This is a genomic window from Myroides phaeus, from assembly GCF_009799805.1.
GTDB classification, from domain to species: domain Bacteria; phylum Bacteroidota; class Bacteroidia; order Flavobacteriales; family Flavobacteriaceae; genus Flavobacterium; species Flavobacterium phaeum_A.
Map to the genome: position 1 here is coordinate 2,146,971 of NZ_CP047050.1, position 24,594 is coordinate 2,171,564.

General features: G+C 35.6%; 23 protein-coding genes and 1 CRISPR repeat array (1 of these 24 cut by a window edge). Of the genes, 22 read left to right on the forward strand and 1 reads right to left on the reverse strand.

Annotation, left to right across the window (positions count from 1 at the left end; genetic code table 11):
* Positions 1 to 3,356: direct repeats of the CRISPR family, unit length 30 nt; unit sequence CTTCTAATTGTACCTTGATGGAATTGAAAT (it extends 2,913 nt beyond the left edge of the window).
* A 252-nt stretch (positions 3,357 to 3,608) separates the two neighbouring features.
* From GQS07_RS09640 to GQS07_RS09660, 5 genes are all read left to right on the forward strand, one after another.
* A complete protein-coding gene (locus GQS07_RS09640; protein ID WP_233269261.1) occupies positions 3,609 to 4,337 on the forward strand; it encodes a toxin-antitoxin system YwqK family antitoxin in 729 nt (242 codons plus the stop codon).
* 96 nt (positions 4,338 to 4,433) lie between these two features.
* Positions 4,434 to 4,805, forward strand: coding sequence for a VOC family protein (locus tag GQS07_RS09645; RefSeq protein WP_158211364.1), 372 nt, complete (start codon positions 4,434 to 4,436; stop codon positions 4,803 to 4,805).
* 311 nt (positions 4,806 to 5,116) lie between these two features.
* Positions 5,117 to 6,142 carry a hypothetical protein gene (locus GQS07_RS09650; protein WP_158210608.1) on the forward strand — a complete coding sequence of 342 codons (1,026 nt, stop codon included), beginning with the start codon at positions 5,117 to 5,119 and terminating at the stop codon, positions 6,140 to 6,142.
* Positions 6,143 to 6,381: 239 nt separating this feature from the next.
* Complete coding sequence (locus tag GQS07_RS09655) at positions 6,382 to 6,714, forward strand: type II toxin-antitoxin system RelE/ParE family toxin (RefSeq protein ID WP_158210609.1); 333 nt, start codon at positions 6,382 to 6,384, stop codon at positions 6,712 to 6,714.
* A 16-nt stretch (positions 6,715 to 6,730) separates the two neighbouring features.
* Positions 6,731 to 7,828, forward strand: coding sequence for an ImmA/IrrE family metallo-endopeptidase (locus GQS07_RS09660; protein ID WP_158210610.1), 1,098 nt, complete (start codon positions 6,731 to 6,733; stop codon positions 7,826 to 7,828).
* A gap of 73 nt (positions 7,829 to 7,901) precedes the next feature.
* Here GQS07_RS09660 and GQS07_RS09665 read toward each other — a convergent pair whose 3' ends face one another.
* The gene (locus GQS07_RS09665) at positions 7,902 to 9,128 is read right to left on the reverse strand and encodes an MFS transporter (protein ID WP_158210611.1); all 1,227 of its coding nucleotides are present in this window, start codon (positions 9,126 to 9,128) and stop codon (positions 7,902 to 7,904) included.
* A gap of 908 nt (positions 9,129 to 10,036) precedes the next feature.
* On the opposite strand from GQS07_RS09665, the gene GQS07_RS09670 reads away from it, so the two are divergent.
* The 17 genes from GQS07_RS09670 (at position 10,037) to GQS07_RS09750 (ending at position 24,543) form a co-directional block, all read left to right on the forward strand.
* Positions 10,037 to 10,381, forward strand: coding sequence for a hydrogenase maturation nickel metallochaperone HypA (locus tag GQS07_RS09670; protein ID WP_090406290.1), 345 nt, complete (start codon positions 10,037 to 10,039; stop codon positions 10,379 to 10,381).
* Positions 10,382 to 10,392: 11 nt separating this feature from the next.
* Positions 10,393 to 11,103 (forward strand): hydrogenase nickel incorporation protein HypB, encoded by a 711-nt coding sequence (gene hypB, locus GQS07_RS09675; RefSeq protein WP_158210612.1) that lies wholly within the window; start codon positions 10,393 to 10,395, stop codon positions 11,101 to 11,103.
* Positions 11,104 to 11,110: 7 nt separating this feature from the next.
* On the forward strand, positions 11,111 to 11,593 hold the full coding sequence (locus GQS07_RS09680) for an urease accessory protein UreE (RefSeq protein ID WP_158210613.1): 483 nt from the start codon (positions 11,111 to 11,113) through the stop codon (positions 11,591 to 11,593).
* Entirely contained in the window at positions 11,583 to 12,587 is a 1,005-nt protein-coding gene (locus GQS07_RS09685) for an ABC transporter substrate-binding protein (RefSeq protein ID WP_158210614.1), read from the forward strand. The genes GQS07_RS09680 and GQS07_RS09685 overlap by 11 nt, the downstream gene beginning before the upstream one ends.
* 15 nt (positions 12,588 to 12,602) lie before the next feature.
* Positions 12,603 to 13,610, forward strand: coding sequence for a FecCD family ABC transporter permease (locus GQS07_RS09690; RefSeq protein WP_090406278.1), 1,008 nt, complete (start codon positions 12,603 to 12,605; stop codon positions 13,608 to 13,610).
* Positions 13,607 to 14,380, forward strand: coding sequence for an ABC transporter ATP-binding protein (locus GQS07_RS09695; protein ID WP_158210615.1), 774 nt, complete (start codon positions 13,607 to 13,609; stop codon positions 14,378 to 14,380). The genes GQS07_RS09690 and GQS07_RS09695 overlap by 4 nt, the downstream gene beginning before the upstream one ends.
* 1 nt (position 14,381) lies before the next feature.
* Positions 14,382 to 14,882 carry a GNAT family N-acetyltransferase gene (locus tag GQS07_RS09700; protein ID WP_158210616.1) on the forward strand — a complete coding sequence of 167 codons (501 nt, stop codon included), beginning with the start codon at positions 14,382 to 14,384 and terminating at the stop codon, positions 14,880 to 14,882.
* Between the two features lie 28 nt (positions 14,883 to 14,910).
* Positions 14,911 to 17,343 carry a TonB-dependent receptor gene (locus GQS07_RS09705; RefSeq protein WP_199269096.1) on the forward strand — a complete coding sequence of 811 codons (2,433 nt, stop codon included), beginning with the start codon at positions 14,911 to 14,913 and terminating at the stop codon, positions 17,341 to 17,343.
* A gap of 571 nt (positions 17,344 to 17,914) precedes the next feature.
* Complete coding sequence (locus tag GQS07_RS09710) at positions 17,915 to 18,295, forward strand: hypothetical protein (protein ID WP_158210617.1); 381 nt, start codon at positions 17,915 to 17,917, stop codon at positions 18,293 to 18,295.
* Positions 18,296 to 18,429: 134 nt separating this feature from the next.
* Positions 18,430 to 18,732, forward strand: a complete 303-nt coding sequence (gene ureA / locus GQS07_RS09715; RefSeq protein WP_090406267.1) for an urease subunit gamma — start codon at positions 18,430 to 18,432, stop codon at positions 18,730 to 18,732.
* A gap of 17 nt (positions 18,733 to 18,749) precedes the next feature.
* Complete coding sequence (locus GQS07_RS09720) at positions 18,750 to 19,124, forward strand: urease subunit beta (RefSeq protein ID WP_090406265.1); 375 nt, start codon at positions 18,750 to 18,752, stop codon at positions 19,122 to 19,124.
* The gene (ureC, locus tag GQS07_RS09725; protein ID WP_158210618.1) at positions 19,121 to 20,842 is read left to right on the forward strand and encodes an urease subunit alpha; all 1,722 of its coding nucleotides are present in this window, start codon (positions 19,121 to 19,123) and stop codon (positions 20,840 to 20,842) included. Before GQS07_RS09720 ends, ureC begins: the two co-directional genes overlap by 4 nt.
* Positions 20,843 to 20,974: 132 nt before the next feature.
* Positions 20,975 to 21,469, forward strand: a complete 495-nt coding sequence (locus GQS07_RS09730) for an urease accessory protein UreE (protein WP_158210619.1) — start codon at positions 20,975 to 20,977, stop codon at positions 21,467 to 21,469.
* Between the two features lie 8 nt (positions 21,470 to 21,477).
* Complete coding sequence (locus GQS07_RS09735; protein ID WP_158210620.1) at positions 21,478 to 22,167, forward strand: urease accessory protein UreF; 690 nt, start codon at positions 21,478 to 21,480, stop codon at positions 22,165 to 22,167.
* Between the two features lie 15 nt (positions 22,168 to 22,182).
* Positions 22,183 to 22,821, forward strand: a complete 639-nt coding sequence (ureG, locus tag GQS07_RS09740) for an urease accessory protein UreG (RefSeq protein WP_158210621.1) — start codon at positions 22,183 to 22,185, stop codon at positions 22,819 to 22,821.
* Positions 22,822 to 22,823: 2 nt separating this feature from the next.
* The gene (locus tag GQS07_RS09745) at positions 22,824 to 23,612 is read left to right on the forward strand and encodes an urease accessory protein UreD (protein ID WP_158210622.1); all 789 of its coding nucleotides are present in this window, start codon (positions 22,824 to 22,826) and stop codon (positions 23,610 to 23,612) included.
* Between the two features lie 37 nt (positions 23,613 to 23,649).
* A complete protein-coding gene (locus tag GQS07_RS09750; RefSeq protein WP_158210623.1) occupies positions 23,650 to 24,543 on the forward strand; it encodes an urea transporter in 894 nt (297 codons plus the stop codon).
* The last annotated feature ends 51 nt before the right edge of the window (positions 24,544 to 24,594 follow it).

Sequence of the window (24,594 nt, forward strand, 5' to 3'; positions counted from 1 at the left end):
TGAAATAAGCAAAAATCAAAGAAAGAAGAAGATAATCAACCTTCTAATTGTACCTTGATGGAATTGAAATATATTTATGTTTGAGCTCTTTGCTCTTGATGTATCTTCTAATTGTACCTTGATGGAATTGAAATTAATATAGGTAATGTCTTAGTATCATCTTTTCAGCGTCTTCTAATTGTACCTTGATGGAATTGAAATCTATAGTGTGGGAGGTTTTCTTTATCTATAACATACTTCTAATTGTACCTTGATGGAATTGAAATTTTTAAATATTACTTAATGATCCTACTTTCTTTTTCTTCTAATTGTACCTTGATGGAATTGAAATAGGATTGTCTTTAAATCAAGCCTTAGAGCAAATTAACTTCTAATTGTACCTTGATGGAATTGAAATTGTGTTATTGCTTGTTGTTTTCTCCAAAATCCACGACTTCTAATTGTACCTTGATGGAATTGAAATTTATATGTTAGCAAGAAAACAGAGTCTGTCAAGTATCTTCTAATTGTACCTTGATGGAATTGAAATGGAATTGGAGTACTTGCAATTGTTGCTACTTGTGCTTCTAATTGTACCTTGATGGAATTGAAATTATATATCCAAAATATGTTTATACAATTGTATAGGAACTTCTAATTGTACCTTGATGGAATTGAAATACAAATCGTTTTATATCTATGCTTTGATTCATTGCACTTCTAATTGTACCTTGATGGAATTGAAATAACGCTATGTACGCATCTTGTTTGTGAGCAACACTCTTCTAATTGTACCTTGATGGAATTGAAATGCATTAAAAGACTCTAATAGAGTATCTTTCCTACTCCTTCTAATTGTACCTTGATGGAATTGAAATTTGTAATAAAAATAGTTTCTAATTAAACACTAAAAGCTTCTAATTGTACCTTGATGGAATTGAAATTTTCTAAGTGCAAATGCAGCATCCTTTACGCTGTTACTTCTAATTGTACCTTGATGGAATTGAAATAAATTAATTTCAACTCCTTTTGTTTTTTCTACAAATCTTCTAATTGTACCTTGATGGAATTGAAATTAAGTTATTCCTTTGTATTCTATTTTGAGTACGTAAACTTCTAATTGTACCTTGATGGAATTGAAATTAATGTACAAATGTGTTGTAAAGGAATAAGCCTCCGCTTCTAATTGTACCTTGATGGAATTGAAATGGCTGAAAACCTGCTGTTTAGCGGTAATCAAATTAGGCTTCTAATTGTACCTTGATGGAATTGAAATGCAAATCTGAAAAAGGCGCCCCTAATGGTATTGCTTCCTTCTAATTGTACCTTGATGGAATTGAAATAAAAGTAACATCTGAAAACTACGAATTAACATATAGCTTCTAATTGTACCTTGATGGAATTGAAATTAAATAGTGTCCGTTTTTAAATCGTGATAAACATTCTTCTAATTGTACCTTGATGGAATTGAAATCCTTTAATAACAATAAAAAACTGTAAAAAAGTATTCTTCTAATTGTACCTTGATGGAATTGAAATAAAAAATATCTAAATGATCCGTATTTTTTAAAGAACTTCTAATTGTACCTTGATGGAATTGAAATCTCCATCAGTTCCATCAGGTCTAACGCTTTCAGATTCTTCTAATTGTACCTTGATGGAATTGAAATCACATCGAGTGAAATTCTCTGTCTCCTTGATAAAAGCTTCTAATTGTACCTTGATGGAATTGAAATGCTAATCTCTCATCTGGTTTATCCATAAGTCTTTATTCTTCTAATTGTACCTTGATGGAATTGAAATCAAAGAAGTACGAACCTTTAAAGAAGTACAATACTAACTTCTAATTGTACCTTGATGGAATTGAAATAATAGTCGTGTATCGAGATTAGAAAATTCTAAAACGCTTCTAATTGTACCTTGATGGAATTGAAATAAAAGGATAGGCTTAGTTCCTGAACTTAAAATTTCTCTTCTAATTGTACCTTGATGGAATTGAAATTCGTGATGAGCCAGCTGAGTAGAGCAGTTGAAACGCCTTCTAATTGTACCTTGATGGAATTGAAATTCTTGTGTGATGCTAAAATCAACTTCAGAGAAATCTCTTCTAATTGTACCTTGATGGAATTGAAATTCGCATATTTTGAGGGCACAAGCTGATATACATTAACTTCTAATTGTACCTTGATGGAATTGAAATCGGTTTGCTCGTCTAAACTCTTGTACCGAGTTAACTTCTAATTGTACCTTGATGGAATTGAAATAAGAATTAACGACCTTCAAAAACAAGAATTAGAAGTCTTCTAATTGTACCTTGATGGAATTGAAATCTAATGCTTAAAACGTCTTGTAATCCTTGTATAGCTTCTAATTGTACCTTGATGGAATTGAAATATGAGAAGGTATTGATGCGAGGGGATTCTGAGGCACCTTCTAATTGTACCTTGATGGAATTGAAATTCCACTCCTCCAGCTCGTCCAAAATTTCGTTTTACTTCTAATTGTACCTTAATGGAATTGAAATTCCGACGTCCTTTGAATTAGCATAATCTCAATATCGCTTCTAATTGTACCTTAATGGAATTGAAATTTTAGTTCGTGCTTATCACTTTTATAAGCGTCCTTCTTCTAATTGTACCTTAATGGAATTGAAATATAATTTCAGCAAGCTTATCGCGGTTAGCCTTTGGTCTTCTAATTGTACCATAATGGAATTGAAATATACTGGATCTCTTAAACGTGTACATTCGTTTTACTTCTAATTGTACCTTAATGGAATTGAAATATAATTTCAGCAAGCTTATCGCGGTTAGCCTTTGGTCTTCTAATTGTACCATAATGGAATTGAAATATACTGGATCTCTTAAACGTGTACATTCGTTTTACTTCTAATTGTACCTTAATGGAATTGAAATATACACGCTTCAATTCTTTCTTTACTCGCTTGCTGCTTCTAATTGTACCTTAATGGAATTGAAATTACTCATCCTCTCCGTATCCTTCCTCATTGTTATGTCTTCTAATTGTACCTTAATGGAATTGAAATAGAAATATGGCTATTACAATTGAGCAGAGAATGACGCTTCTAATTGTACCTTGATGGAATTGAAATTTAGACCATACTTTTTGAACGTCAAATTCACGAGGACTTCTAATTGTACCTTGATGGAATTGAAATTTGCTATAAATCTCGTAGTATTTGTAAAATTTTCGATCTTCTAATTGTACCTTGATGGAATTGAAATTTGTAAATACAATAAGGTAGTTCGTTAAAACCAAGAACTTCTAATTGTACCTTGATGGAATTGAAATAATGCTACTAAAACACCGTTTAAATCGTATTTAAACTTCTAATTGTATCTTGATGGAATTGTAAGGTTCTTCCATGGTCAATCTAAGCTCCTGACGACGCTGCTTCAATCACACTATCTAGAAATAAATTTATCCCGTTTCCAATATCTTTTCTACCTCAATAAACAAAGAGAAGTATTGTATTTGGGGACTTGTATTGAAATGGAAGTACACGACAATTAAAATATTCCATTTGATGTAGTATGTTTGATTATACAACTCAAATTATTGTATTTTTATGGCCATACACAGTTAGAGTTGTTTTAAATTAGATAGTTATGAAAAGAGTTCTATATCTTTTATTTATATCATTTTCATTGGTGAATTGTTATGCTCAAGAAGTTGATCTTAAAGACTTGGAGGAGAGAAATGGTGTGGCTTACACTATTAAATCAGCTAAGCCATTTAGTGGAACTGCGAAGAGTCTTTATTCCAATGGGAAAGTAAAATTTGTGGAGAGTTATAAGAATGGAATTTTAGAGGGAACCGCTAAGCGATATTATGAAAATGGGCAGTTAAAAGCAGTGGGGAATTATAAAAACGGGGATATAGATGGTGTTCTTAAGGAGTATAATGAGCAGGGACAAATAGCGTTTGAAACCAGCTACAAAGCGGGAAAGATAGATGGAGTTAAGAAACACTTTTATGAGAATGGGCAATTGCGTACTGCATCAGATTATAAAAATGGGGAACTTAACGGAAAGATTAAAGCTTATTATGAGGGGGGACAATTTTCTGGTGAATCAAGTTATATAGATGGGGTGGCGAATGGCGTTACTATTGGGTATTTTGAGAATGGAAAGGTAGAGATAGAAGCAAATTATAAGAATGGGGTTTTAGATGGGGTGGTTAAGAAGTATTATAGCAACGGACAGTTGCAGTCTGAAGTTGGTTATAAAGAGGGATCGCTACACGGAATTATGAAGGGATATGATGAGAATGGAAAATTAATTGGTGAAGCAAATTATGAGTATGACGTGTTGGTTGGGGAGGTTAAGAGGTATTAGTTTTTAGGTTGGGCATTTTTTTTATCCCTCCTCCAAACATCACCAAAAACATCTTATCTTTCCTTTACTAATCAAAAAACAAAAAGTATGGAAAGTATTAAATTGGGAGCCTTTTCTGTTAGCTTAACAGTAAAGGATATTCACGTGTCAAAAGCATTCTATGAGAAGTTGGGGTTTTACCAACGTGGGGGAGATATCACGCAGAATTGGGTGGTGATGAAAAACGGAGATACCATAGTAGGATTGTTCCAAGGAATGTTTGATGCTAATATGCTGACGTTTAATCCTGGGTGGAATCAAGAGGCACAAAATATTGATGATTTTGTTGATGTACGCGATATTCAAAAGCACCTGTTGGCACAAGGGGTGGAACTGCATACTAAAGCAGATGAATCAACTCAAGGACCTGCTTATGTTATATTAGTGGATCCAGATGGTAATCCGATCTTAATAGATCAACACAGATAGGCGTTGCCTTTATAGCATAAAGAATCCCCATATTTCACTTGAAGTATGGGGATTTTTTTTGTAATCTATCAATAGGGAAACTTTATAAATGTGGGGGTGTACGATGACTGATGTTGTATCTGTAGATGACACATTTAGTGGTGTTTACGGTTGATTGACAAACAGCAAATAATCATTTTAGGGTACTTGTTATTTCGCCATTTGTAAAGATATTTTAACACCCAAGCAATTATTTTTCTATATTGTATTCTCTTTCAGCTTACTAACGATAAGTGTAGAAACAAATTAAACCAAACTAAATTGAGTGAATTATGAAAAGAATCAAAGGAATTATAGTATTAGGGGCATTGTGTTGCCTGCCTTTTGGGACTGTTTTTGCTCAAGAAAAAAGGAGTGATATGAAAGAAGAAAAGGTGTTTTATGACGAAGATGACAAGCGATTGTACAAGCGTATTTTGAAGGATGAAAAAGGAAAGGTGATTGAAGTGGAAGATAATGGTTTTATGATTGATGGTAAACCACAAAAGATGTATAAAGGGGTTTATAAAGAGGGCAAACCATTTGAAGGGTATTTCAAAGAGGAAAAAATACTGTCTGAGATTAACTTGATTAACTATTATGAACAGGGAGAGCGAAAAGCACAGTATTCGTACGATTACTTGGCAAGAGATCAGTTTGCTGCTCCGTTTATGTACGATTTAGAAACGGTGTATGAAGGAGGAAAAGTTAAGAGTGGGCGAGTGTATAAGGAAGTTGAAGAGGGGAATGCTTTGGGAATTGTCAATTATGAAAACTTTGAAGAAAAGAGCCTGTTCATAGATCTGTTTGAGATGCATTATTTTAACCGCATTTCGTTTGAATTAACAGACGATCAGTTGTCAATTAAGGATATGAGCGGTGAGAGTTTGATAGTGGTTAAAAAGGCGGGTAATAAGCTTACGGCAGATTATTTTATCAAGGGGCAACACTTGTTTACGGCAAAACCGTTTATTGAAGTGGTAAAGAAGGGTTCTCCGTTGTCAATGACAGTGTATTACAAAGATAAGAAAGAGGTAGAACAGGAGTTTAGTTTTAAACGTTTGCCGTTTGATTCAAATATGGATCAGTTTGCTAATCAGTTTTTAACGCCTATATTTTTGCAGTTTCCAGCTGTGTATGAAGGTTCACTTGAGCAGTTGTTAAGTGCTATTACAAGTAAGTTTGATGTGATTGCGAAAGACTTAAATGCTATTGAAAGCTTTGCTGATTTATTGCCGTTTAGTGTTTATCCGTTTGATGAAAAAAAGATAGTAGGTGTAGAAGAATACGATGAGAAAGGTCAGCTTGTAAAAGAGTAAATTGCTTTTTATATATAATTCAAAACTCCCTTGTTTAATTTGATTAACAAGGGAGTTTTTCTTTTTGAGTATTGTTGTTTTCTTATGTGCTATTGCAGTTTGATTATTCTGCTTTTTTTGTGGTTTAATAATATTGTTTTTTATGTAACTTTATGAATGTTAAATAAGTGTGTGTTATTTGTTTTTAAAAATAACTTACACTAAGTGTTGTTTAAAATAATTATATCAGTACCTTTGCAATGAATATATCTTTTAAGACTAAGAAACTGCAGAAAATTGCGAATGACGATAAAGCAATGAAAAAAGAATTGGGAGGTATTAGAGCACAGAAGTTTCAGTTGCGTCTTCAACAAATTCTTGCAGCGGATACCTTAGAAGATTTAAGGTACGCGTCAGGTAAGTATCACGAATTGACCGGAGATCGCAAAGGACAATGGGCTTGTTCGTTAGATGGACCATATAGATTGATTTTTGAGCCTTATGAAGATCCAATACCTTCAGATGAAAATGGGAGGTATTTATGGGTTGAAATTAAGGAAGTTGAAATGATTGAAATCGTGGATTATCATTGATTTAAACACATTAGTTATGAAAACAAAACACACATATTCACCCCAAACAGTTTTACACCCTGGTATTGATTTAACGGAGAAGTTAGAGGAAATAGAAATGGGAACTAAAGAGTTTGCTGTTAGAACCAATAAGCCTGAAAAAACGATAAATGCGGTATTGAAAGGAGAGAGTAGTATTACTCCCGAGATGGCGGTTTTATTTGAAAATGTGTTGCATATACCTGCTAATTATTGGTTGAATAGACAGCGAAATTACGATGAGTATTTAGCGCGTTTGTCTGCTCAGCAAACTTTAAAAAAGGCAAGTGATTGGGCAAGAAGCTTTCCGCTGAATGAGCTGATTAAGTGTGGGTGGATTGAGGACTTAAAGCCAATAGAGGAACGGGCTAATGCTTTGTTGTCTTTCTTTGGTTTTTCGAATATTGAAGCTTGGGGAGCATATTATTATGAGAGACAGTTAAAAGTGGCGTTCAGAATTTCACTACACGGAACAAAGAATCCGTACGCATTATCAGCGTGGTTGCGTCAAGGGGAATTGGAGGCTAAAAAACTGCAAGTACCTGTGTATAATGAGAAACTGTTGAAAAGTAATCTTACTCGTTTTAAAGAAATTATGGTGAAGCAATCAGCTTCTTTCTTTGAAGAGTTGCAACAATTATGTGGGGAATGTGGAGTAGCTTTGGTATTGATACCGTGTATAAAAGGAACGCAAATAAGCGGTGCTTCAAGATGGGTAAATGATACGCCTGTTGTCCAAATGAGTGGAAGACATAATAGGTATGATATTTTTTGGTTTACCTTTTTTCACGAGTTAGGGCATATATTGTTACACGGCAAAAAAGATATTTTCTTAGAAGAAATTACTTATTCTGATGCTGATATGATAAAGGAAGCGGAGGCTGATAGTTTTGCTGTGAAACACTTATTGACTGATATTCAGGTGGAAAAAGTTGTAAAAGATAAGCCTTATACGAAAGATAAGTTTTTAAAATATGCTAATGAGTTTCAAACGCACTCATCAATTATTGTGGGTAGGTTAAAAAAATTAAAGGCAATAGAACAATTTGAATTTAGTGAGTTGATTATTCCGTTTTCCAATAAGAATGAGGAATAGATTAAAGCAATATAAAAATACCCTCTTTACGCAATGTGTAAAGAGGGTATTTTTGTTTTATACAAAACTATATTTATCTATTTTGTTGAACCAAACGGTTGATGCGTCCCATTAAGAAAATACTGATACAAGACACAATAATCACCATATAGGCTACTTTATCGTAATTGATTAATGGACTGGTAGCAGATTCTTGATAGACGATTAACCCGGATATTGTGGCTGCGATACCTCCTGATATTTGTTGTATAGACGAGGAAATACTCATATAAGCCCCTCTGTCTTTAGAGTACGGAATAGCACTACTCAAAGCTGTTGCGGGTACCATACGACTCATAATTCCGATCATCATTAAGATATTCGTGGTTACCACTAACCAAAACGGGATTTGAAATAGGTTGGTGTACACAACAGAAACGGTCATTAACCAAATACTGGCAATGGTAAACAAGCGGTATTTGTCCATACGGTCACTTAGTTTACCAATGAATGGCATTAAGGCAAGTGAGCTTATCCCTGATATCATAAATAATATAGGCAGCTGGTCTGGGTGTACGCCTAAGTTGTTTACTGCGAATATGGTTCCAAACGGCATTAGCATAAACCCTCCTACTGATAAGAAGCAGATTGACAAAAAGCCGATGCGGTAATCTTTGTGTTTTAACGTATGCCAAAGGTGAGCAACCACTTTTTTGTTTTGTTGCAATTTTAAGTGCTCTGTTACCGGTTTAAAGTAAATAGCAATGGCAAAGGCAATAAGGATAGACAAGCCGACAATCATAAAAAAAGGCGCTTCCCAATACCATTTGTTGGCTATGTATAGTCCAATCGGAATACCCAATACTTGACTTGCTCCAAAGCCCATTTGTACGAAGCCCATAACGCGACCTCTTTGTTGTAAGCTAAACAAATCAGTGATAATAGCCATAGAGATAGAGCCTATTACTCCACCGAATAATCCGGTTACTATACGCGCCAGTACTAACGTAGTGTATGAATTTGCAAGAGCACAAAACAGGGTTCCGATGATAAACCCAACGTAAAAAAATAGCAGTAGCTTTTTACGGTCGAATCGGTCTGCAAAGCCCGCCGTTAGTAATCCCGCTATACCCGCACTAAACGCGTAGGCAGATACGGCAATACTAAAGTCTTTGGTGTTCATATCTAAACTCTTTAACAGCAAATCACCTAAAGGAGCCATTACCATAAAGTCAAGGATTACGGTAAACTGCGTAATGGCAAGTATAAAAATGGCGAATTTCTGATAGCCAGTAAAAGCGTTATTTTGTGGTTCTGTCATATATAATGTGTTGTGCATTAATAGGGTGTGCAATCACCTTTTTTAATGCGTATAAGTCAAATTGAGGTTTAGTGTAGAAACAACAGATGTGCCAAAACTACTAAACGAGGGCAAAGATAATTGTTTATTGCTGGGATTGACATTTGAAAATGTTAATGCTGTAAATAATAAATGTGCTGATTTATTCAAGAAAAGTGTCATTTTGATTTTCGGGAAAAATGATTTGATTTTTAGTAGAACGCTATTTTATGGCGAGTGATAAATATCGAAATGAAATAAAGTATAGGTCCCTAAAATATCCCTCTTTTGTGCTATTTTTTTTCGTTAAAAAGAGGGTTAAAGCCCTTTTTTAATCTGATTTTAAACTTCTTTTTCTTGTGGAAACACCAATAAATGTGTTTTGTGTTTTTTCTATTAAAAATAAGCTGTGTTACTTTTTTTCTTATTTCAGCTTATAATTTGAGGTTGTTTTCTAATTTTTTTAGTGGATGTTATGCAATTTTTCAGAAATATAAGAAGATATTTAAAGTTGCGTAAAATAGTTGTAAAATCATAAAATTTTGTGAACCCCTATTTTATGGTAGAATAGTCAAGATTTGTGCTATTTGTGCCTTGAGATACCTCGTAATTTTGTACTGTTTTAATAACGAAAGTGTGATTATTATTAAGCCTTCAGTTAGACTTAACAGAGGAAAAGGATTAAAACATTCATTAGCTATTGGGCACATTTTAGTAAAGAAAAGTGTAAGTGCCGTATCTGACATTTTATAGCTACTATATATATTCTAATTTATTGGACAAAAATAAGGTTTTTTATGCAAAGTGTGATTTTGCAGTTAAAAAGGGCCTGGATTTTGCGATGAATATATTGACTCATATTTTATTGTAATTAAAGACGTATTGAAGTTATGCACGAATTAACAATCGTAAAAGATATTTTTTCAACACTTGAAGAGCATTATCAAGCGAAAAGTGAAGATATCGTCAAAATAGAAATTACAGCGGGTTTATTGTCAAATGTACAACCTGTTCTTATTCAGAATGCTTTTGATGCTTTTATAGCAGATAATGAAACGTATAAGGATATGGAACTGGATGTGGTAGTACAAGATATCATTGCCCATTGTGATTCCTGCAATAAGGATTTTAAAGTCGAGTTTCACAAGTTCGTATGTCCTTGTGGACAACCTTCGTCAAACATTGTACAAGGGAATGACTTATTTATATCAAAAGTAATATTTAAACAAGCTTAAAAATTAATACTATGGCTAATAATCCAAAAAGTTTAGGAAACCGTGTAGGTTCACTTCAATGTGATAATACAACTCTTCACTTATTAAAAGCAAATGACTATGTAGCAAATGCTATTCGTGAGAAATTGAAAAATGTATGTGTGATTAATGTTTGTTCTTCTCCTGGATCTGGTAAAACTACTTTGATGCAAGAAACTGGTAAGAGATTAGCGAATGAAATAAACATTTCTGTATTAGTTGGTGACCCTGAAACGGATAGAGATGCAGTACGTATGCAAGAGGTAGGGATTAATGCTTTGCAAATTGTAACAGGTGGTATGTGTCACATTGAAGCACAAATGATTCTTCAAGCGTTAGACCACATCGACTTAAGCGAAACAGACTTGTTGTTTATCGAAAACGTAGGTAACTTATTATGTCCGTCTGCTTTTGACTTAGGAGAGGATTACCGTGTTACTTTATTAGCAACTACTGAAGGGGATGACAAACCTAAAAAATACCCAAGAATGTTCTTAACAAGTGAGTTAATGGTTGTTTCTAAAGCCGACTTATTACCTTACGTACCTTTTACAGTAGAGAACGTTACTAAAGATGCAAGAGAAGTAAACCCTAATATTGAGGTGCTTACAATCAGTACTTTAAAAGGAGACGGAATGGACCAATGGTGTCAATGGTTGAAAGATAAAGTAGCTGAGAAAAAAGCTAAAAATACTGAAGAGTAATTCCTTTATGCAAGAAGTTATTCTAATAGATGAGGTTCTGTCTGCTGAAGTAGGTTGTTCAAATGAAGTTGCTGATGTGTTTGAGATTGAATGGTTTGAAACGCAAAAGCAATTGATTAAAAGACAGACTAAGCAGGGGGTAGAACTTCATCTTACTAAAACAGTGAATAGAGATTGGCAACAGGGAGATTTGCTTTGTGCAAATGGGGTTTGCTTGGCTAAAATAGCTGTAAAACCTGCCTTGTGTATTGTCTTCTCATCTGATGTAGAGCGCGAAGTAGCAGATTTTTGTTACTATATAGGCAACAGGCACTTACCGTTGTTTACCGATGCTGACAAGAAATCGTTTACCGTGCCTTATGACGGGAATTTATACGAGCAATTACTTGCGAAATTAAATGACAAAATCAGCTTACAAGAAAAAACTTTGTTGATGCAAAACGAAGTGAAACATGTGAGAAAACTAATAAAACTATCCAATGAAAAATAAACAATTTCTATTCTTCGCACTTGTGATGATTAGCGCCGTTTTTACAAATGCGTGTAAATCTAAAGTAGAAGAGAAAGAGCAAGTGCAAGAAACAAGTGTTACTGCGTTAGACTGTAGAGATAAAGAGATTACGCTTGACGCTGTGGCACAACGCATTGTTGTTCTTTATGACCCGCTTGTAGATGATATCTATATGTTAGGAGCTCAAGATAAATTAGTGGGTATTCCGCAACAAGTATATCAAAAAGAAGATACGTTTTCTTTTTTGTCTAAACTGGATAAGAGAATTGCCAATAAAGAGATTGCTACACCGAGTTTTGGTGGTGGTTCAAGTAATATAGAGTCAATTATCGGGTTACAACCTGATTTGGTTATTACGTTTGACAAAGACATTGAAACAGTAGAGCAGTTAGAGCAATTGGGAATCAAAGTATATACGGTATCAAGCAAGAGTCAGGAAGTTATTTATAAGGAATTGATAGGAATGGCGACGTTATTAGGTAAAAAAGAACGTGCTGAAGAAATTGTTACTTATATCAGAGCAGAGGTAGCAAAAATGCAAACAGCTAAGTTCGAGAATCCTAAAACAGCTTATTACGCTTGGTCTAAAGGGCGTGTGTTATCAACTTCAGGAAAGGGTACTTTAATGGATTTAGCAATTAATTTGTCTGGAGCAGTAAATGCTTGTCCTTTAGAAATGGAGGCGCCAAATGTAGGAGCTGAGACTTTGTACAAATGGAATCCAGATATCATTATCCTTTGGGACTCAAGTCAAAATGATGTGTATAGTTTGAAAGAATTAGAAAACTTGCCAGCAGTTAAAAACAAACACGTATATGAAATGTACCCAACATTCTATTACGACCCCCACACAGTTAAGTTTTTACTGTTTGCTAAGCAAGTGCGCAACTGGTGTTACAACGAAAAATCGGCAGATGAGCTGAATGTTGAAATACAAGAAGTGTTGAAAGAGCTATATAAAACGAATAATTAGTTAGATAAATAGAATATGGGGAATAAGCTAAAAGTAGCGTTATTATGGGTAGTTCCTATCGTTTTAGTCATAGGTTCACTGTTGTTAGGTTCAACAGAAAACCTGAGTCTAAGCGAGTTGCTACACTATGCTGGGCGAATGTTTGCACGTTGGCAAGGGCAGGATATAGCTACAAGTCCAATCGAGACTATTTTATGGAAGGTAAGAATGCCACGTATCATCTTGACTTTTTTAGTAGGGGCTTCTTTAGCGTCTGCTGGTGGTGTATTACAAGCCATTTTTAGAAACCCAATTGTAGATCCTTTTACGTTAGGTATCTCCTCTGGGGCTGCTTTTGGAGCGGCGTTGGCAATGCTTTTTCCCTTTATGTCTATTAACTTATCTGCTTTTGCCTTTGGTGTGTGTGCTGTTTTAATGACGTATGGTGTTTCCTATGCTGGTAGTCGTACTTCAATTGTAAGTATGGTGTTGTCAGGAATTATCATTTCCGGAATTTTCACAGCTTTGCTAACGCTATTGCAATATTTAAGTGATCCGTATAAGTTGCAAGCGATTATACAATGGACAATGGGTAATTTACACACGGCCTCTTGGTCAAAAGTAAATATGGCTGTTTATCCTATTGTAATCGGACTGGCGGTGATCGTCTTTTTAAGATGGAAGCTTAACTTATTGTCGTTAGGAGACAACGAAGCACTGGCGGTAGGGGTTAATCCAAAAGTATTAAAGCTGGTGTTAATTGCCGTATCTACTATGATTACAGCTTCGTCTGTAGCTGCAGTAGGTGTAATTAGCTTGTTTGGATTAATTGTACCTCATATCAGTAGAATGATTTTCGGACCAGATAACAGTATTTGTGTTTGGGCAAATATTAGTATAGGGGGAGCATTCTTATTGGTAATTGATGATTTTTCAAGGGCTATAATGCCGTTTGAGATACCTGTAGGCGTATTTACAATGTTGATTGGAGCACCTATTTTTATCTACTTAATGAAGAAAAGTTTAATGAATTGGAACGGATGAGCAGTATAATTTCAATAAAAGACTTGAGTTTTTCGTACGGAAAAGAACAAGTGTTGAGCAAGGTAAATGTTCAGTTTGCAAAAGGAGAGTTTTCTATTATTCTGGGTAGAAATGGTAGTGGTAAATCAACGCTGTTTAATGTGTTAGCAGGGTTGGAACAAAAATATACTGGTGAAATTATCATTGGTGATACGGAGAGAAGAAAGATTAAACCAGGACAACAACAAGGAATTCGCCTTGGGTTTTTAACACAGTTTCACCAAACGACCTTTCCTTTTAAAGTGAAAGACGTGATTCTGACTGGTCGTGCTTCTTTTTCTAAGTTTTCACCCAGTGTGGAGGACCACCAAGCGGTAGAAGATGTGTTGAATCAGTTTGACTTATCCCACTTGAAAGACAAGGCATATACGTCATTGTCTGGGGGAGAGCGACAATTGGTTTTACTGTGCCGCGTATTGGTTCAAAAACCAGATGTATTGTTGTTAGATGAACCAACGAATCACTTAGACTTACATTATCAAGTAGCTGTATTAGAGTGTGTACGTGCCTTGGTAGATCAAGGGACTACGGTACTTTGTGTGATGCACGACCCCAATATGGCATTTATGTATGGTGATAAGTTTTACTTAACGGAGAACAAGCGCCTTTTAGACGTAAATACGTGTGAACAAGAAGAATTGCACGAGTTACTTGAAAAGACGTATAAGTTGCCGTTGACGTATTTACAGAATAATGGGCGACCATTATATGTTCCTTCAAGAAAGAAATAAGATGGAAAAAATACAAGTTAGCAAAGTAACGCAGGCAGACGCTCAGGAGATATTACAATACGTAATAGAATTTAGAAAAGGGTTGTTTCCTATGCTCGACCCTGCTAAAGTACCGGGCGACTTAGCCAATTTTAACGAGGTGTATATCAATAACCCTAAGGGTGTTTTTTTACAAGCTCGCGATGAACAAGGAAACTTAATTGGCGTAATAGGAATGATGGAATACGATCATCGTTTTCCGTATTTAGATTACAGTCAATATACTACAGTAGAAGTAGCTCGCTTATTTGTGGAGCCTGCTTATAGACGTAAGAAAATAGCACAACTCTTGGTTGACGAACTTAAAAAAGTTGCTATTGACAAGGGCATCAATATGTTGTACCTACACACACATCCGTTTTTGACTGGCGCTTTTGAGTTCTGGCAAAAACAAGGATTCCGCTTGATTAAGGATGCAGAAGAAGGAGGTTTCTCTACGCTTCACATGGAGCATCCACTGTAAAAAAGAAACAACAAAAACCACTAAATAGATGAAACAAAAATCACTTTTTTGGAAGTTATCAATCCTATTGGTATTTCTTCCCATGATTTCTATTGCCCAAGTTTCCGAAACTGTTTTCGGAGTAATTTTAAATGGAAAGGGTAAGCCTATTGCAGATGTATTGGTTGCAGCACCACAAAAAGCGCTGATGACAGAAAGCAATGACAAAGGGGAGTTCCGCTTTGGAGATAAAGTTGAGTTGCCAGTTGATATTGAATTAACGGCAATTGGATACAAAACAAAAGTTGTAACACTAAAAGAAGGAGTTTACAGTGCGGATAAAGGGATGAGTATCACTTTAGAAGACGATAAACAACAATTAGATGAGGTATTGGTAACAATCCGCCGTGATAATTCGTACTTGACAAATAGTACTGTATTAGGAGGGAAGTTTAGCGGTAAGTTGAAAGACTTAGCACAGTCAGTATCCGTTGTTTCAAGTGAGTTGATGGAAGATAAACAAGCGTTTCAAGTAACCGATGTGGTACAAGATTTAGCAGGTGTAACACAAGCATCTTCTTATGATGAATTTGTTGTACGTGGGTTTAAATCAGGATACGACAATGGGATGCGTTTGATGAACGGACTTCGTTCTGCTTACGGATTTGGAGAGAGTTACTACCGTTCACCGATGACAATCAACTTAGAAAGTGTTGAGGTGTTAAAAGGACCTGGAGCTTCGTTATTTGGAGATATTTCACCTGGTGGAACAATCAATATGGTTACTAAAAAACCGTTAGAAGAACACAAAGGATTAGTTACGATAGCTGCCGGAAGTTTTCAAACATTGAGAACAACGTTAGACGTAGGTGGTCCATTAGATAAAGAAAAGAGAATATTATACCGTTTGAACGCTGGTTATGAGGATTCTAAAACATTTAGAGATATCAATAACCGCAAGAACTTTGCTGTAGCACCATCGTTTACCTTCAAACCAGTTGACGGAACACAGATTGATGTAGATTTAATCTTTGACCAGTTTAACGGGTATTTGGATAGAGGAATGAGCATCAAAGGAAAAGATTTGTACGCTTTACCTCAATCGTTTACGTTGAGCCAACCGTCAGATTTCTTTAAAACGAAAACAACTACGTTAAGTGGTCGTTTATCACAACGCATCGTTGATAATTTAAACTTATATGTAAACTATCAAAAGTCTATCTATCAAGAGGATTTGAACGAACATAGAACGTTGAACTCTTTTGCAGATGAGGCACAGACTATTGTGAACTTGCGTTATTTTGACCGTCACGGGAAAGAGTACACAGACAACTTAGTATCTTATTTAAAATGGGATATTTACGGTAAAAACTTTGATAACCACATTGTGTTTGGTGTTGATTACGCTCAGTATAAAGGAGATAAAAACAGCTGGCAACGTGAGGCGAGAACAAAAGAAGTAGATGGAAAGATTGTTCCGTTGACATTTGATACAAACAACCCAGTGTACCAAGGAGCAGATACAAGTACGTATGTGTGGAGATCAAACTCTCAGTACCCATTTATGAGTCCGTATAAAAGTACAGGAATTTACGTACAAGACCAGATGAGTATTGGTGAGCGTTTCAAAATGGTATTAGGATTGCGTCACGAAAATTACAGATCAGAAAGTACAAACTTAAACGACGATTACACAGCAACACAAAACGTGTGGTTGCCAAGAGTTGGAATGACGTATAAGATTAATGAGCAAATCAACTACTTTGCAAGTTACTCACAAGGATACGTACCAGTAGCGGCAAACTTTGTAGTGAACCACAAAGATTACGGTTCAGATACTCCGTTTAAAGCAGAGCGTAGTTTCCAAGTAGAAACAGGAGCAAAAGCAGGGTTTTTAAATAACCAATTGCAAATGGACTTGTCTTTGTTTAGAATTGAAAGACAAAATATGTTGATTGGAACAGGGCGTGTAAGCGATGCAGGATTACCAGTGTACAGACAATCAGGAAAGGTTGTGTCTCAAGGAGTTGAGTTAGACGTACGTGGACAAATTACGAAAGAGTTTCAGGTGATGGCAAACTATACCTTTAACGACACCAAAGTAAAAGACTCTGAGATTCCGTCAGAAGTAGGACAATCACTACCAGGAGCACCAAGAAATTCGGCAAGCGTTTGGATGAAATACGTTTTCTCAGACACTGCGTTAAAAGGATTAGGATTTGGAGCAGGTGTGTACTACGTTGACCAAAGAAGATTAAGTGATAGTTCAGAAAAGAACGCACAAGGAGAAGCAGTTTGGGGGTATTTACCATCATACACAACAGCTAACGTAGCCTTGTACTATCACATCAATAAATTTAAAGTAGCTGTGAATGTAAATAACGTATTTGACAAATATTACTTCTTAGGAGGATTTGACTACACACGTGTATTTGCAGGAGCACCGAGAAACGTAATGGTTTCTTTAGGATATAACTTTTAGTTAGCTTGGCCGAAAGGTCAGACAGATTTTTAATTTTTAATTGCATATTTTAAGCAGTGGTGGGCGTTTGCCTGCTGCTGCTTTTTATTTTAAAAAGGTATCTACAAAAGAATATTTGTTACAAGAGAAAGGTACTTTTAAAACGCGATAACCAATTCATTTAAAAAGCAAATAAAAGGCGTTGTACTAAAAGTAGTGAATTAGATTAAAAGATGAGTTTTTAGTAAAATGAACTATAAGGTTTTGTAGAAACTTCTTACGAGGTGTATTTTTACTTAATTTTTTATAATTAATTCCCAATATGTACCTAAAAAAAGGAAATAGCACGTTTCTTGTTGGTCAAAAAAAGTCATTTACGCGAAGTAAAAAAGGCAATATTTCTCGTAATGCCAAGTATATCAGGGTTGTTAGGCTTTTTTAAAACAGAAAAACGGAAAATAAAAAACAAAAAAAAAGTGATAAAAACCTATTTTATGGTAGTATAGTCAAGATTTGTGCTATCAGCATAGTACTTGTCGGTTTTATCTTTGTACTTATAATTTCAGTAGAATAAACAACAACAAAATCTTGTATGAAAGAGATAATTTATTTTATCGTTTTAAGTTTCTCTCTTCTTTGTTTTGGTTTGACATCAACTAACCAAAACAGAGGAGGCGTACGAGGTGAAGTAAACTCTGCTGTACAATTTTCGACAACAAAGGTTTCTTCGGAACACATATATAAAATAAGCCAACATCCCCACGTTGGTATCGAACTTGAATTAAGTGAAGATACAAACACAGCAGAATTTATCGGATTATTGATAGAGAACGCTTTGGCTTATTTCTTTTTTAACAATGTAGATTACTCTCCAAGAGGACTTCCTAATGGGCAGAATGAACAGTGTGCTCACTTACTGCAGTATAGAGCCAAGTACATCCTGTACCATTCTTTTAAACTACCTATCGCATAATCACTATTTAGTGATCCTTAGGTCTTTGACACTCATTGTGTTAAAGAATACTTATCTATGAAAATTTTAAGCTAATCGGCATCGTTTATGATGTTGGTTAAGATAACTATTGTTCAATTTTAAATAAATTCTGTATGCACTTAGTACCAAGAGAAACAGAGAAATTGTTATTGCATTTAGCAGGAGAACTTGCTAAAAAGCGTAAAGCAAGAGGGTTGAAATTAAACTACCCTGAGTCAATTGCCTTCATTAGTAGCGAATTATTAGAAGCTGCACGTGATGGAAGATCAGTTGCTGAATTAATGCAATTCGGAGCTACTTTATTAACACGTGATGACGTAATGGAAGGAATTCCAGAAATGATCCACGATGTTCAAATCGAAGCTACTTTCCCAGACGGAACAAAATTAGTAACTGTTCACAATCCTATTCGTTAATTTAAAAATTAGTAAAAATGATTCCAGGAGAATATTTTATTAGAGAAGAAGATGTTGTATGCAACGAAGGTAGAGAGATTACTAAAATCGTTGTAGTTAACACAGGAGATAGACCAATTCAAGTTGGTTCACACTACCATTTTTTTGAAGTAAATAAGATGATGGAGTTTGACAGAGCAGCTGCTTTCGGAAAACGCTTAAACATTATTGCAAGTACTGCTGTTCGTTTTGAACCAGGAGAAGAAAAAGAAGTTGCACTTGTGCCATACGCAGGTTTAAGAAAAATCTACGGACACAATGATTTAGCAAACGGAGAGACAATCTCAGAAGAAGCTAAAATTGCAGCAGTTAAAAAAATGGAGAAAAATCACTTTAAAAACAAAAAATCATGAGTTTAAACGTAAGTAGAGTAAACTACAGCGCTATATTCGGACCTACAGTGGGTGATAAAGTGCGTTTAGGTGACACAGATATTATCATTGAAGTTGAAAAAGACTTCTCAAGTTACGGAGATGAAGTAAAATTTGGTGGAGGTAAAACTGTAAGAGATGGTATGTTACAGTCATCTAATCACATGGCTGAGGAAGGTGTACTTGATATGGTTATCACAGGAGTTCTTATCATTGACCACTGGGGAATTGTAAAAGGAGATATCGGTATCAAAGGTGGAAAAATCGTTGGTGTTGGTAGAGCTGGTAACCCAGACACAATGGACGGTGTAACTGAAAATATGATCATCGGAGCATCTACAGAAGTTCACGGTGGAGCTGGATACATTATGACTCCAGGAGGTATTGATACACACATTCACTACATCAGCCCAACACAAATTGAAACTGCGCTTTTCAGTGGTGTAACTACAATGATCGGTGGTGGTACAGGACCAGCAGATGGAACTAACGCAACTACTGTTACTCCAGGTAAATGGAATATGAAACGTATGTTACAAGCAGTTGATGGATTGCCAATGAACTTTGGTTTCTTTGGAAAAGGAAACGTAGGAGCAGAGCAACCAATCATCGAGCAAATCGAAGCTGGAGCATTAGGAGTTAAGATCCACGAAGACTGGGGAGCAACTCCTGCTACAATTGACAGAGCGTTATCAGTTGCTGATAAATACGATGTTCAGGTAGCTATCCACACAGATACATTAAACGAAGCTGGTTTCTTAGAAGACACAATGCAAGCGATTAATGGACGTGTTATTCACACTTTCCACACTGAAGGAGCTGGTGGAGGTCACGCACCTGATATCATCAAAGCAGCAATGTACCCTAACGTATTACCTGCTTCTACAAACCCAACTCGTCCGTTTACAAAAAATACAATTGACGAGCACTTAGATATGCTTATGGTATGTCACCACTTAAGCAAAAATATCCCTGAGGATGTTGCTTTCGCTGACTCTCGTATCCGTCCTGAAACTATTGCAGCTGAGGATATCTTACAAGATCACGGTGTATTCAGTATTATGAGTTCTGACTCTCAAGCAATGGGTCGTGTTGGTGAGGTTATCACAAGAACGTGGCAAACTGCTGATAAGATGAAAAAACAAACTGGATTCTTACCAGAAGATGAAAGTGCTGAAAACGATAACTACAGAGCAAAAAGATACGTTGCTAAATATACTATCAACCCTGCAATTGCTCACGGTATTTCTAACTACATCGGATCTATCGAACCAGGTAAAATTGCCGATATGGTACTTTGGAAACCAGCTTTATTTGGAGCTAAACCAGAGATGATTATCAAAGGTGGTATGATTGTAGCTTCTAAAATGGGAGACGCTAACGCATCTATCCCTACGCCACAACCAATCATCATCAGAACAATGTTTGGTGGATTAGGAAAAGCAGTTAAAAACACTTGTTTCAACTTCGTTTCTCAAGCTTCTTTAGAAAAAGGAATCCAAGAAGAATACGGATTAGACAAAACTTTATTACCAGTAGCTAACTGTCGTAATATCTCTAAGAAAGATATGATTCACAATGACGCAACACCAGAGATCATTGTAAATCCAGAAAACTACGAAGTAACAATTGACGGTAAAAAAATTACAAGTAAACCAATTGACGAAGTGTCTTTAGGACAACGTTACTTCTTATTTTAATAATACAATCAAGGTGTAAACCTTTTGCACCTTGATCTTTTAAACCTTTTTAAAGCATTAGCTGTTACTGCTAATAGCTAATGCTTCATCAAGGCAAGCAGAAAAGGAATATAAAAAAGTCTCTCATTTATCATGATTATAACAAAAGCATTGCGCAATGATATCACAGCCTTAGACAATTCGGAAGTCGATGTATTGTCTATTGAGTGGTTTCAAACTCAGAAGAGAATACAACGATTGCGAACAGCGTCAGGAAGGGAAGTGGCGATTAAGTTTATGGATAAAGGTCAAGAACTAAGACACGGAGATGTTTTAGTTGACGATGAAACAGGAATGGTTGTCGTTCGCGTTCTCCCTTGTGACTCAATCGTAGTGCAGTTTGATGATCTTTTAAATTTAGGTTTAGTAGCTTATGAAGTAGGAAACAAACATTTAGCTCTTTTTGTAAAGGAGAATAAGCTGCTAATGCCTTTTGAAAGACCGATTTATTTATGGCTACAACAACAAGGATATGCACCAAGTGTTCAATCTGAAGTATTATTACACAAGTTGAATGCTAATGTAGATCCTGGCCATAATAAACGCTTTTCTTTTCAAATGTCAAAAACTATAATGTCAATAAAATAATAATTACTATGCAGAGTCAGTTTTTAGGAAGATTATTACACTTATCAGATCCTACTTTACCCATAGGTGGTTACACTCACTCAAACGGGTTAGAAACTTATGTACAAGAAGGACTTGTAAATAGTAAGGTAACTGCAGAAGAATATGTTAGACATAACTTGTGGTATAACCTTAAATATAATGATGCCGCTATCATGAAATTAGCTTACGACGCTGCTTCAAAAGGGGATTTAGCTGAATTAATCAAGCTTGATCAAGAGTGTAACGCACTAAAAAGCCCAATGGAAGTACGCCAAGGAAGTCAAAAATTGGGAGTGAGGTTGTTTAAAATATTCTCGAGATATGTAGATGATCCATTGGTAGAACAATGGGGACAAATTATCAGAGAAAAGAAAGCTTATAGCCACTATTGTGTTCTATTCGGAATGTTTGCTTACTTAATGGAACTTCCTATTGTAGAGGCTATGCACGCTTATTATTACAATGCTGCAATTGGTATGGTAACCAATGCCGTAAAACTTGTGCCACTTGGTCAGTTAGACGGACAAGATATTCTATACTATTTGCACGATGATTTATGGACGTTGAGCCAAGAGTCCCTAAACCTTGACCGTAACTTAATTGGATTGTGTAATGTAGGTTTTGATATTCGTTGTATGCAACACGAAAACCTTTATTCTCGATTGTATTTATCATAATAAAACTCATAGAAAATGGAAACTAGAAAATATGTTAAAATTGGAGTAGGAGGACCAGTAGGTTCAGGTAAAACTGCTTTATTAGAAAGTTTAAGTCGTCGTTTATTGAATGAGTATGACTTAGCTGTAATCACAAACGATATTTATACAAAAGAAGATGCGAAGTTTATGGCAGAAAACAGTTTGTTGCCAGCAGACCGTATCATCGGAGTTGAAACAGGTGGATGTCCTCACACAGCAATTAGAGAAGACGCAAGTATGAACTTAGAAGCTGTTGATGAATTAGCACACCGTTTTCCAAACTTAGAGTTAATCTTAATCGAGAGTGGAGGAGATAACTTATCATCTACTTACAGTCCAGATTTAGCTGATATCACAATTTTCGTGCTTGACGTAGCAGAAGGAGAAAAAATGCCTCGTAAAGGAGGACCAGCTATTACACGATCAGACTTATTGTTGATCAATAAAATTGACTTAGCCCCTTATGTAGGAGCAAGATTAGAAGTAATGGAAGCAGACGCACGCTTAATGCGTAAAGGAGCTCCATTTGTATTCTCAAACTTAAAAACAGGAGAAGGACTTGATGCTATTATCGGTTGGATTAAAAAATATGCTCTTTTAGAGGATGTTGAAGAACCAAATTTAAAACGATAAGTATGGTATGTTCTTTAGATATTAAAGTTGAGCAACGTGACGGTGTATCCTTCTTAAAGGATGCATACGTTACTCAACCATTCAGAATTGTTCCAGTGGGACAATATCGTCGTGATAAGGCAGCTTATCTGATGATTATGAGTTCATCACCGGGATTGTTAGACGGAGATGACCACAGACTTGAAGTGAAAGTGGCAGAGAACTCGAAGTTACAATTGCAAACGCAAGCGTACCAACGTTTATTCCATATGAGAGATAAGTCAACACAAACAATGGCTATCAACCTTGAAAAAGGAGCTGCCTTTGCTTATGTACCTCACCCTGTTGTACCTCAGAATTCATCAACATTCATTAGTCACAACATCGTTAATCTGGCAGAAGATTGCCAATTCTTATTAAGTGATATTGTTACTTGTGGACGTAAGATGTCTGGAGAACAGTTTGAGTACAATCACTTTCAAAACTTAACAGAAGTTTTCGTAGACAATGAAATGGTCTTAAAAGACAATGTGTTGTTACAACCTGAGTTGATGCCTATTCAAGGATTGGGAATTTTAGAAGGTTTTACACACCAAGGAACATTGATTTACTGTAACACAGCTAATGTGTCAGTAGAAGAATACATCACTTACTTCCACGCTCAGTACAAAGACGTTGAAAACATCGTTTTTGGAATTAGTAAAACAGAGCAAGATGGCTTTGTAGTAAGGATACTTGGTTATGGTGCAGAACAGTTATTCAACATCTTTCAGGAGATTCAACAAAAACTGTGGAGTGAACTATTCCTATAAAAAAGAGTTCAAAAATTTTATATTTTAAAGTACGTTTATGAAAACGATTGTTAGTCATTATTACAATGCATTGTTCAAAGGATTTGGACAAATTATGTTACAAGGAAACGCAATAACAGGAATCTTATTTATTGCAGCTATTTTTTACGATTCAGCACTAATGGGAGTAGCTGGTATTGTGAGTAACTTAGTAGGTATCGGAACTGCAAAGTTGATGAAGTTCAATGATGAAGATATCGAAAACGGACTATACGGTTTTAACGCAAGTTTAATCGGGGTAGCCCTAATCTTCTACTTCCAATCTAATATTTGGGTGTGGTTGGCTATTGTTTTAGCATCGGTAATAGCTACTATTGCAATGGGTTATGCTGTGAAATACAAACTACCAGCATATACATTTCCATTCGTAGGAATGACTTGGATTACACTTTTTGTGTTAAGTATCCCAGAATTAGCTATCCCTTCAGTGCCAGAACACTTCGTTGACATTCAAGAATTAGACGATTTCTTAATTGAAGGACACGCCTTCGGACAAGTAATTTTCCAAGGAAGCTTCATAGCAGGTGTTATCTTCTTTTTAGGAGTATTCATCAGTAAGCCGATCAATGCGCTATACGCTTTTGTAGCAGTAATGATTAGTGTTTTCATTTCTCACTACGTTGATATCTCAGACGATTTAGTAAAAGAAGGAGTTTTAAGTTTCAACGCTGTACTTTGTGGTATTGCCATGGGAGGAGACAAAGTTAGAGACGGAATTTACGTTTTAGTAAGTGTAACTATTGCAACGTATATTGACGCTTTAATGATAGAATATGGATGGACAGCCTTAACGTTCCCATTTGTGTTTTCAATGTGGTTAATGTATCCAATCAGAAGATTTGATGGATGGTTAGTCGATAAATATTTTTCTAAAAAGCAAGAAATAGCATAGAAAAGTCTTTTTTTATTACAATTATAACACATTAAGACCTTTGTATTGCTT

Excerpts from the sequence above, each read along its gene's own strand:
- GQS07_RS09640 (WP_233269261.1), top strand. The coding sequence starts at position 3,609 with ATGAAAAGAGTTCTATATCTTTTATTTATATCATTTTCATTGGTGAAT.
- GQS07_RS09650 (WP_158210608.1), top strand. The coding sequence starts at position 5,117 with ATGAAAAGAATCAAAGGAATTATAGTATTAGGGGCATTGTGTTGCCTG.
- GQS07_RS09655 (WP_158210609.1), top strand. The coding sequence starts at position 6,382 with ATGAATATATCTTTTAAGACTAAGAAACTGCAGAAAATTGCGAATGAC.
- GQS07_RS09660 (WP_158210610.1), top strand. The coding sequence starts at position 6,731 with ATGAAAACAAAACACACATATTCACCCCAAACAGTTTTACACCCTGGT.
- GQS07_RS09665 (WP_158210611.1), bottom strand. The coding sequence starts at position 9,128 with ATGACAGAACCACAAAATAACGCTTTTACTGGCTATCAGAAATTCGCC.
- GQS07_RS09670 (WP_090406290.1), top strand. The coding sequence starts at position 10,037 with ATGCACGAATTAACAATCGTAAAAGATATTTTTTCAACACTTGAAGAG.
- hypB (WP_158210612.1), top strand. The coding sequence starts at position 10,393 with ATGGCTAATAATCCAAAAAGTTTAGGAAACCGTGTAGGTTCACTTCAA.
- GQS07_RS09680 (WP_158210613.1), top strand. The coding sequence starts at position 11,111 with ATGCAAGAAGTTATTCTAATAGATGAGGTTCTGTCTGCTGAAGTAGGT.
- GQS07_RS09685 (WP_158210614.1), top strand. The coding sequence starts at position 11,583 with ATGAAAAATAAACAATTTCTATTCTTCGCACTTGTGATGATTAGCGCC.
- GQS07_RS09690 (WP_090406278.1), top strand. The coding sequence starts at position 12,603 with ATGGGGAATAAGCTAAAAGTAGCGTTATTATGGGTAGTTCCTATCGTT.
- GQS07_RS09695 (WP_158210615.1), top strand. The coding sequence starts at position 13,607 with ATGAGCAGTATAATTTCAATAAAAGACTTGAGTTTTTCGTACGGAAAA.
- GQS07_RS09700 (WP_158210616.1), top strand. The coding sequence starts at position 14,382 with ATGGAAAAAATACAAGTTAGCAAAGTAACGCAGGCAGACGCTCAGGAG.
- GQS07_RS09705 (WP_199269096.1), top strand. The coding sequence starts at position 14,911 with ATGAAACAAAAATCACTTTTTTGGAAGTTATCAATCCTATTGGTATTT.
- GQS07_RS09710 (WP_158210617.1), top strand. The coding sequence starts at position 17,915 with ATGAAAGAGATAATTTATTTTATCGTTTTAAGTTTCTCTCTTCTTTGT.
- ureA (WP_090406267.1), top strand. The coding sequence starts at position 18,430 with ATGCACTTAGTACCAAGAGAAACAGAGAAATTGTTATTGCATTTAGCA.
- GQS07_RS09720 (WP_090406265.1), top strand. The coding sequence starts at position 18,750 with ATGATTCCAGGAGAATATTTTATTAGAGAAGAAGATGTTGTATGCAAC.
- ureC (WP_158210618.1), top strand. The coding sequence starts at position 19,121 with ATGAGTTTAAACGTAAGTAGAGTAAACTACAGCGCTATATTCGGACCT.
- GQS07_RS09730 (WP_158210619.1), top strand. The coding sequence starts at position 20,975 with ATGATTATAACAAAAGCATTGCGCAATGATATCACAGCCTTAGACAAT.
- GQS07_RS09735 (WP_158210620.1), top strand. The coding sequence starts at position 21,478 with ATGCAGAGTCAGTTTTTAGGAAGATTATTACACTTATCAGATCCTACT.
- ureG (WP_158210621.1), top strand. The coding sequence starts at position 22,183 with ATGGAAACTAGAAAATATGTTAAAATTGGAGTAGGAGGACCAGTAGGT.
- GQS07_RS09745 (WP_158210622.1), top strand. The coding sequence starts at position 22,824 with ATGGTATGTTCTTTAGATATTAAAGTTGAGCAACGTGACGGTGTATCC.
- GQS07_RS09750 (WP_158210623.1), top strand. The coding sequence starts at position 23,650 with ATGAAAACGATTGTTAGTCATTATTACAATGCATTGTTCAAAGGATTT.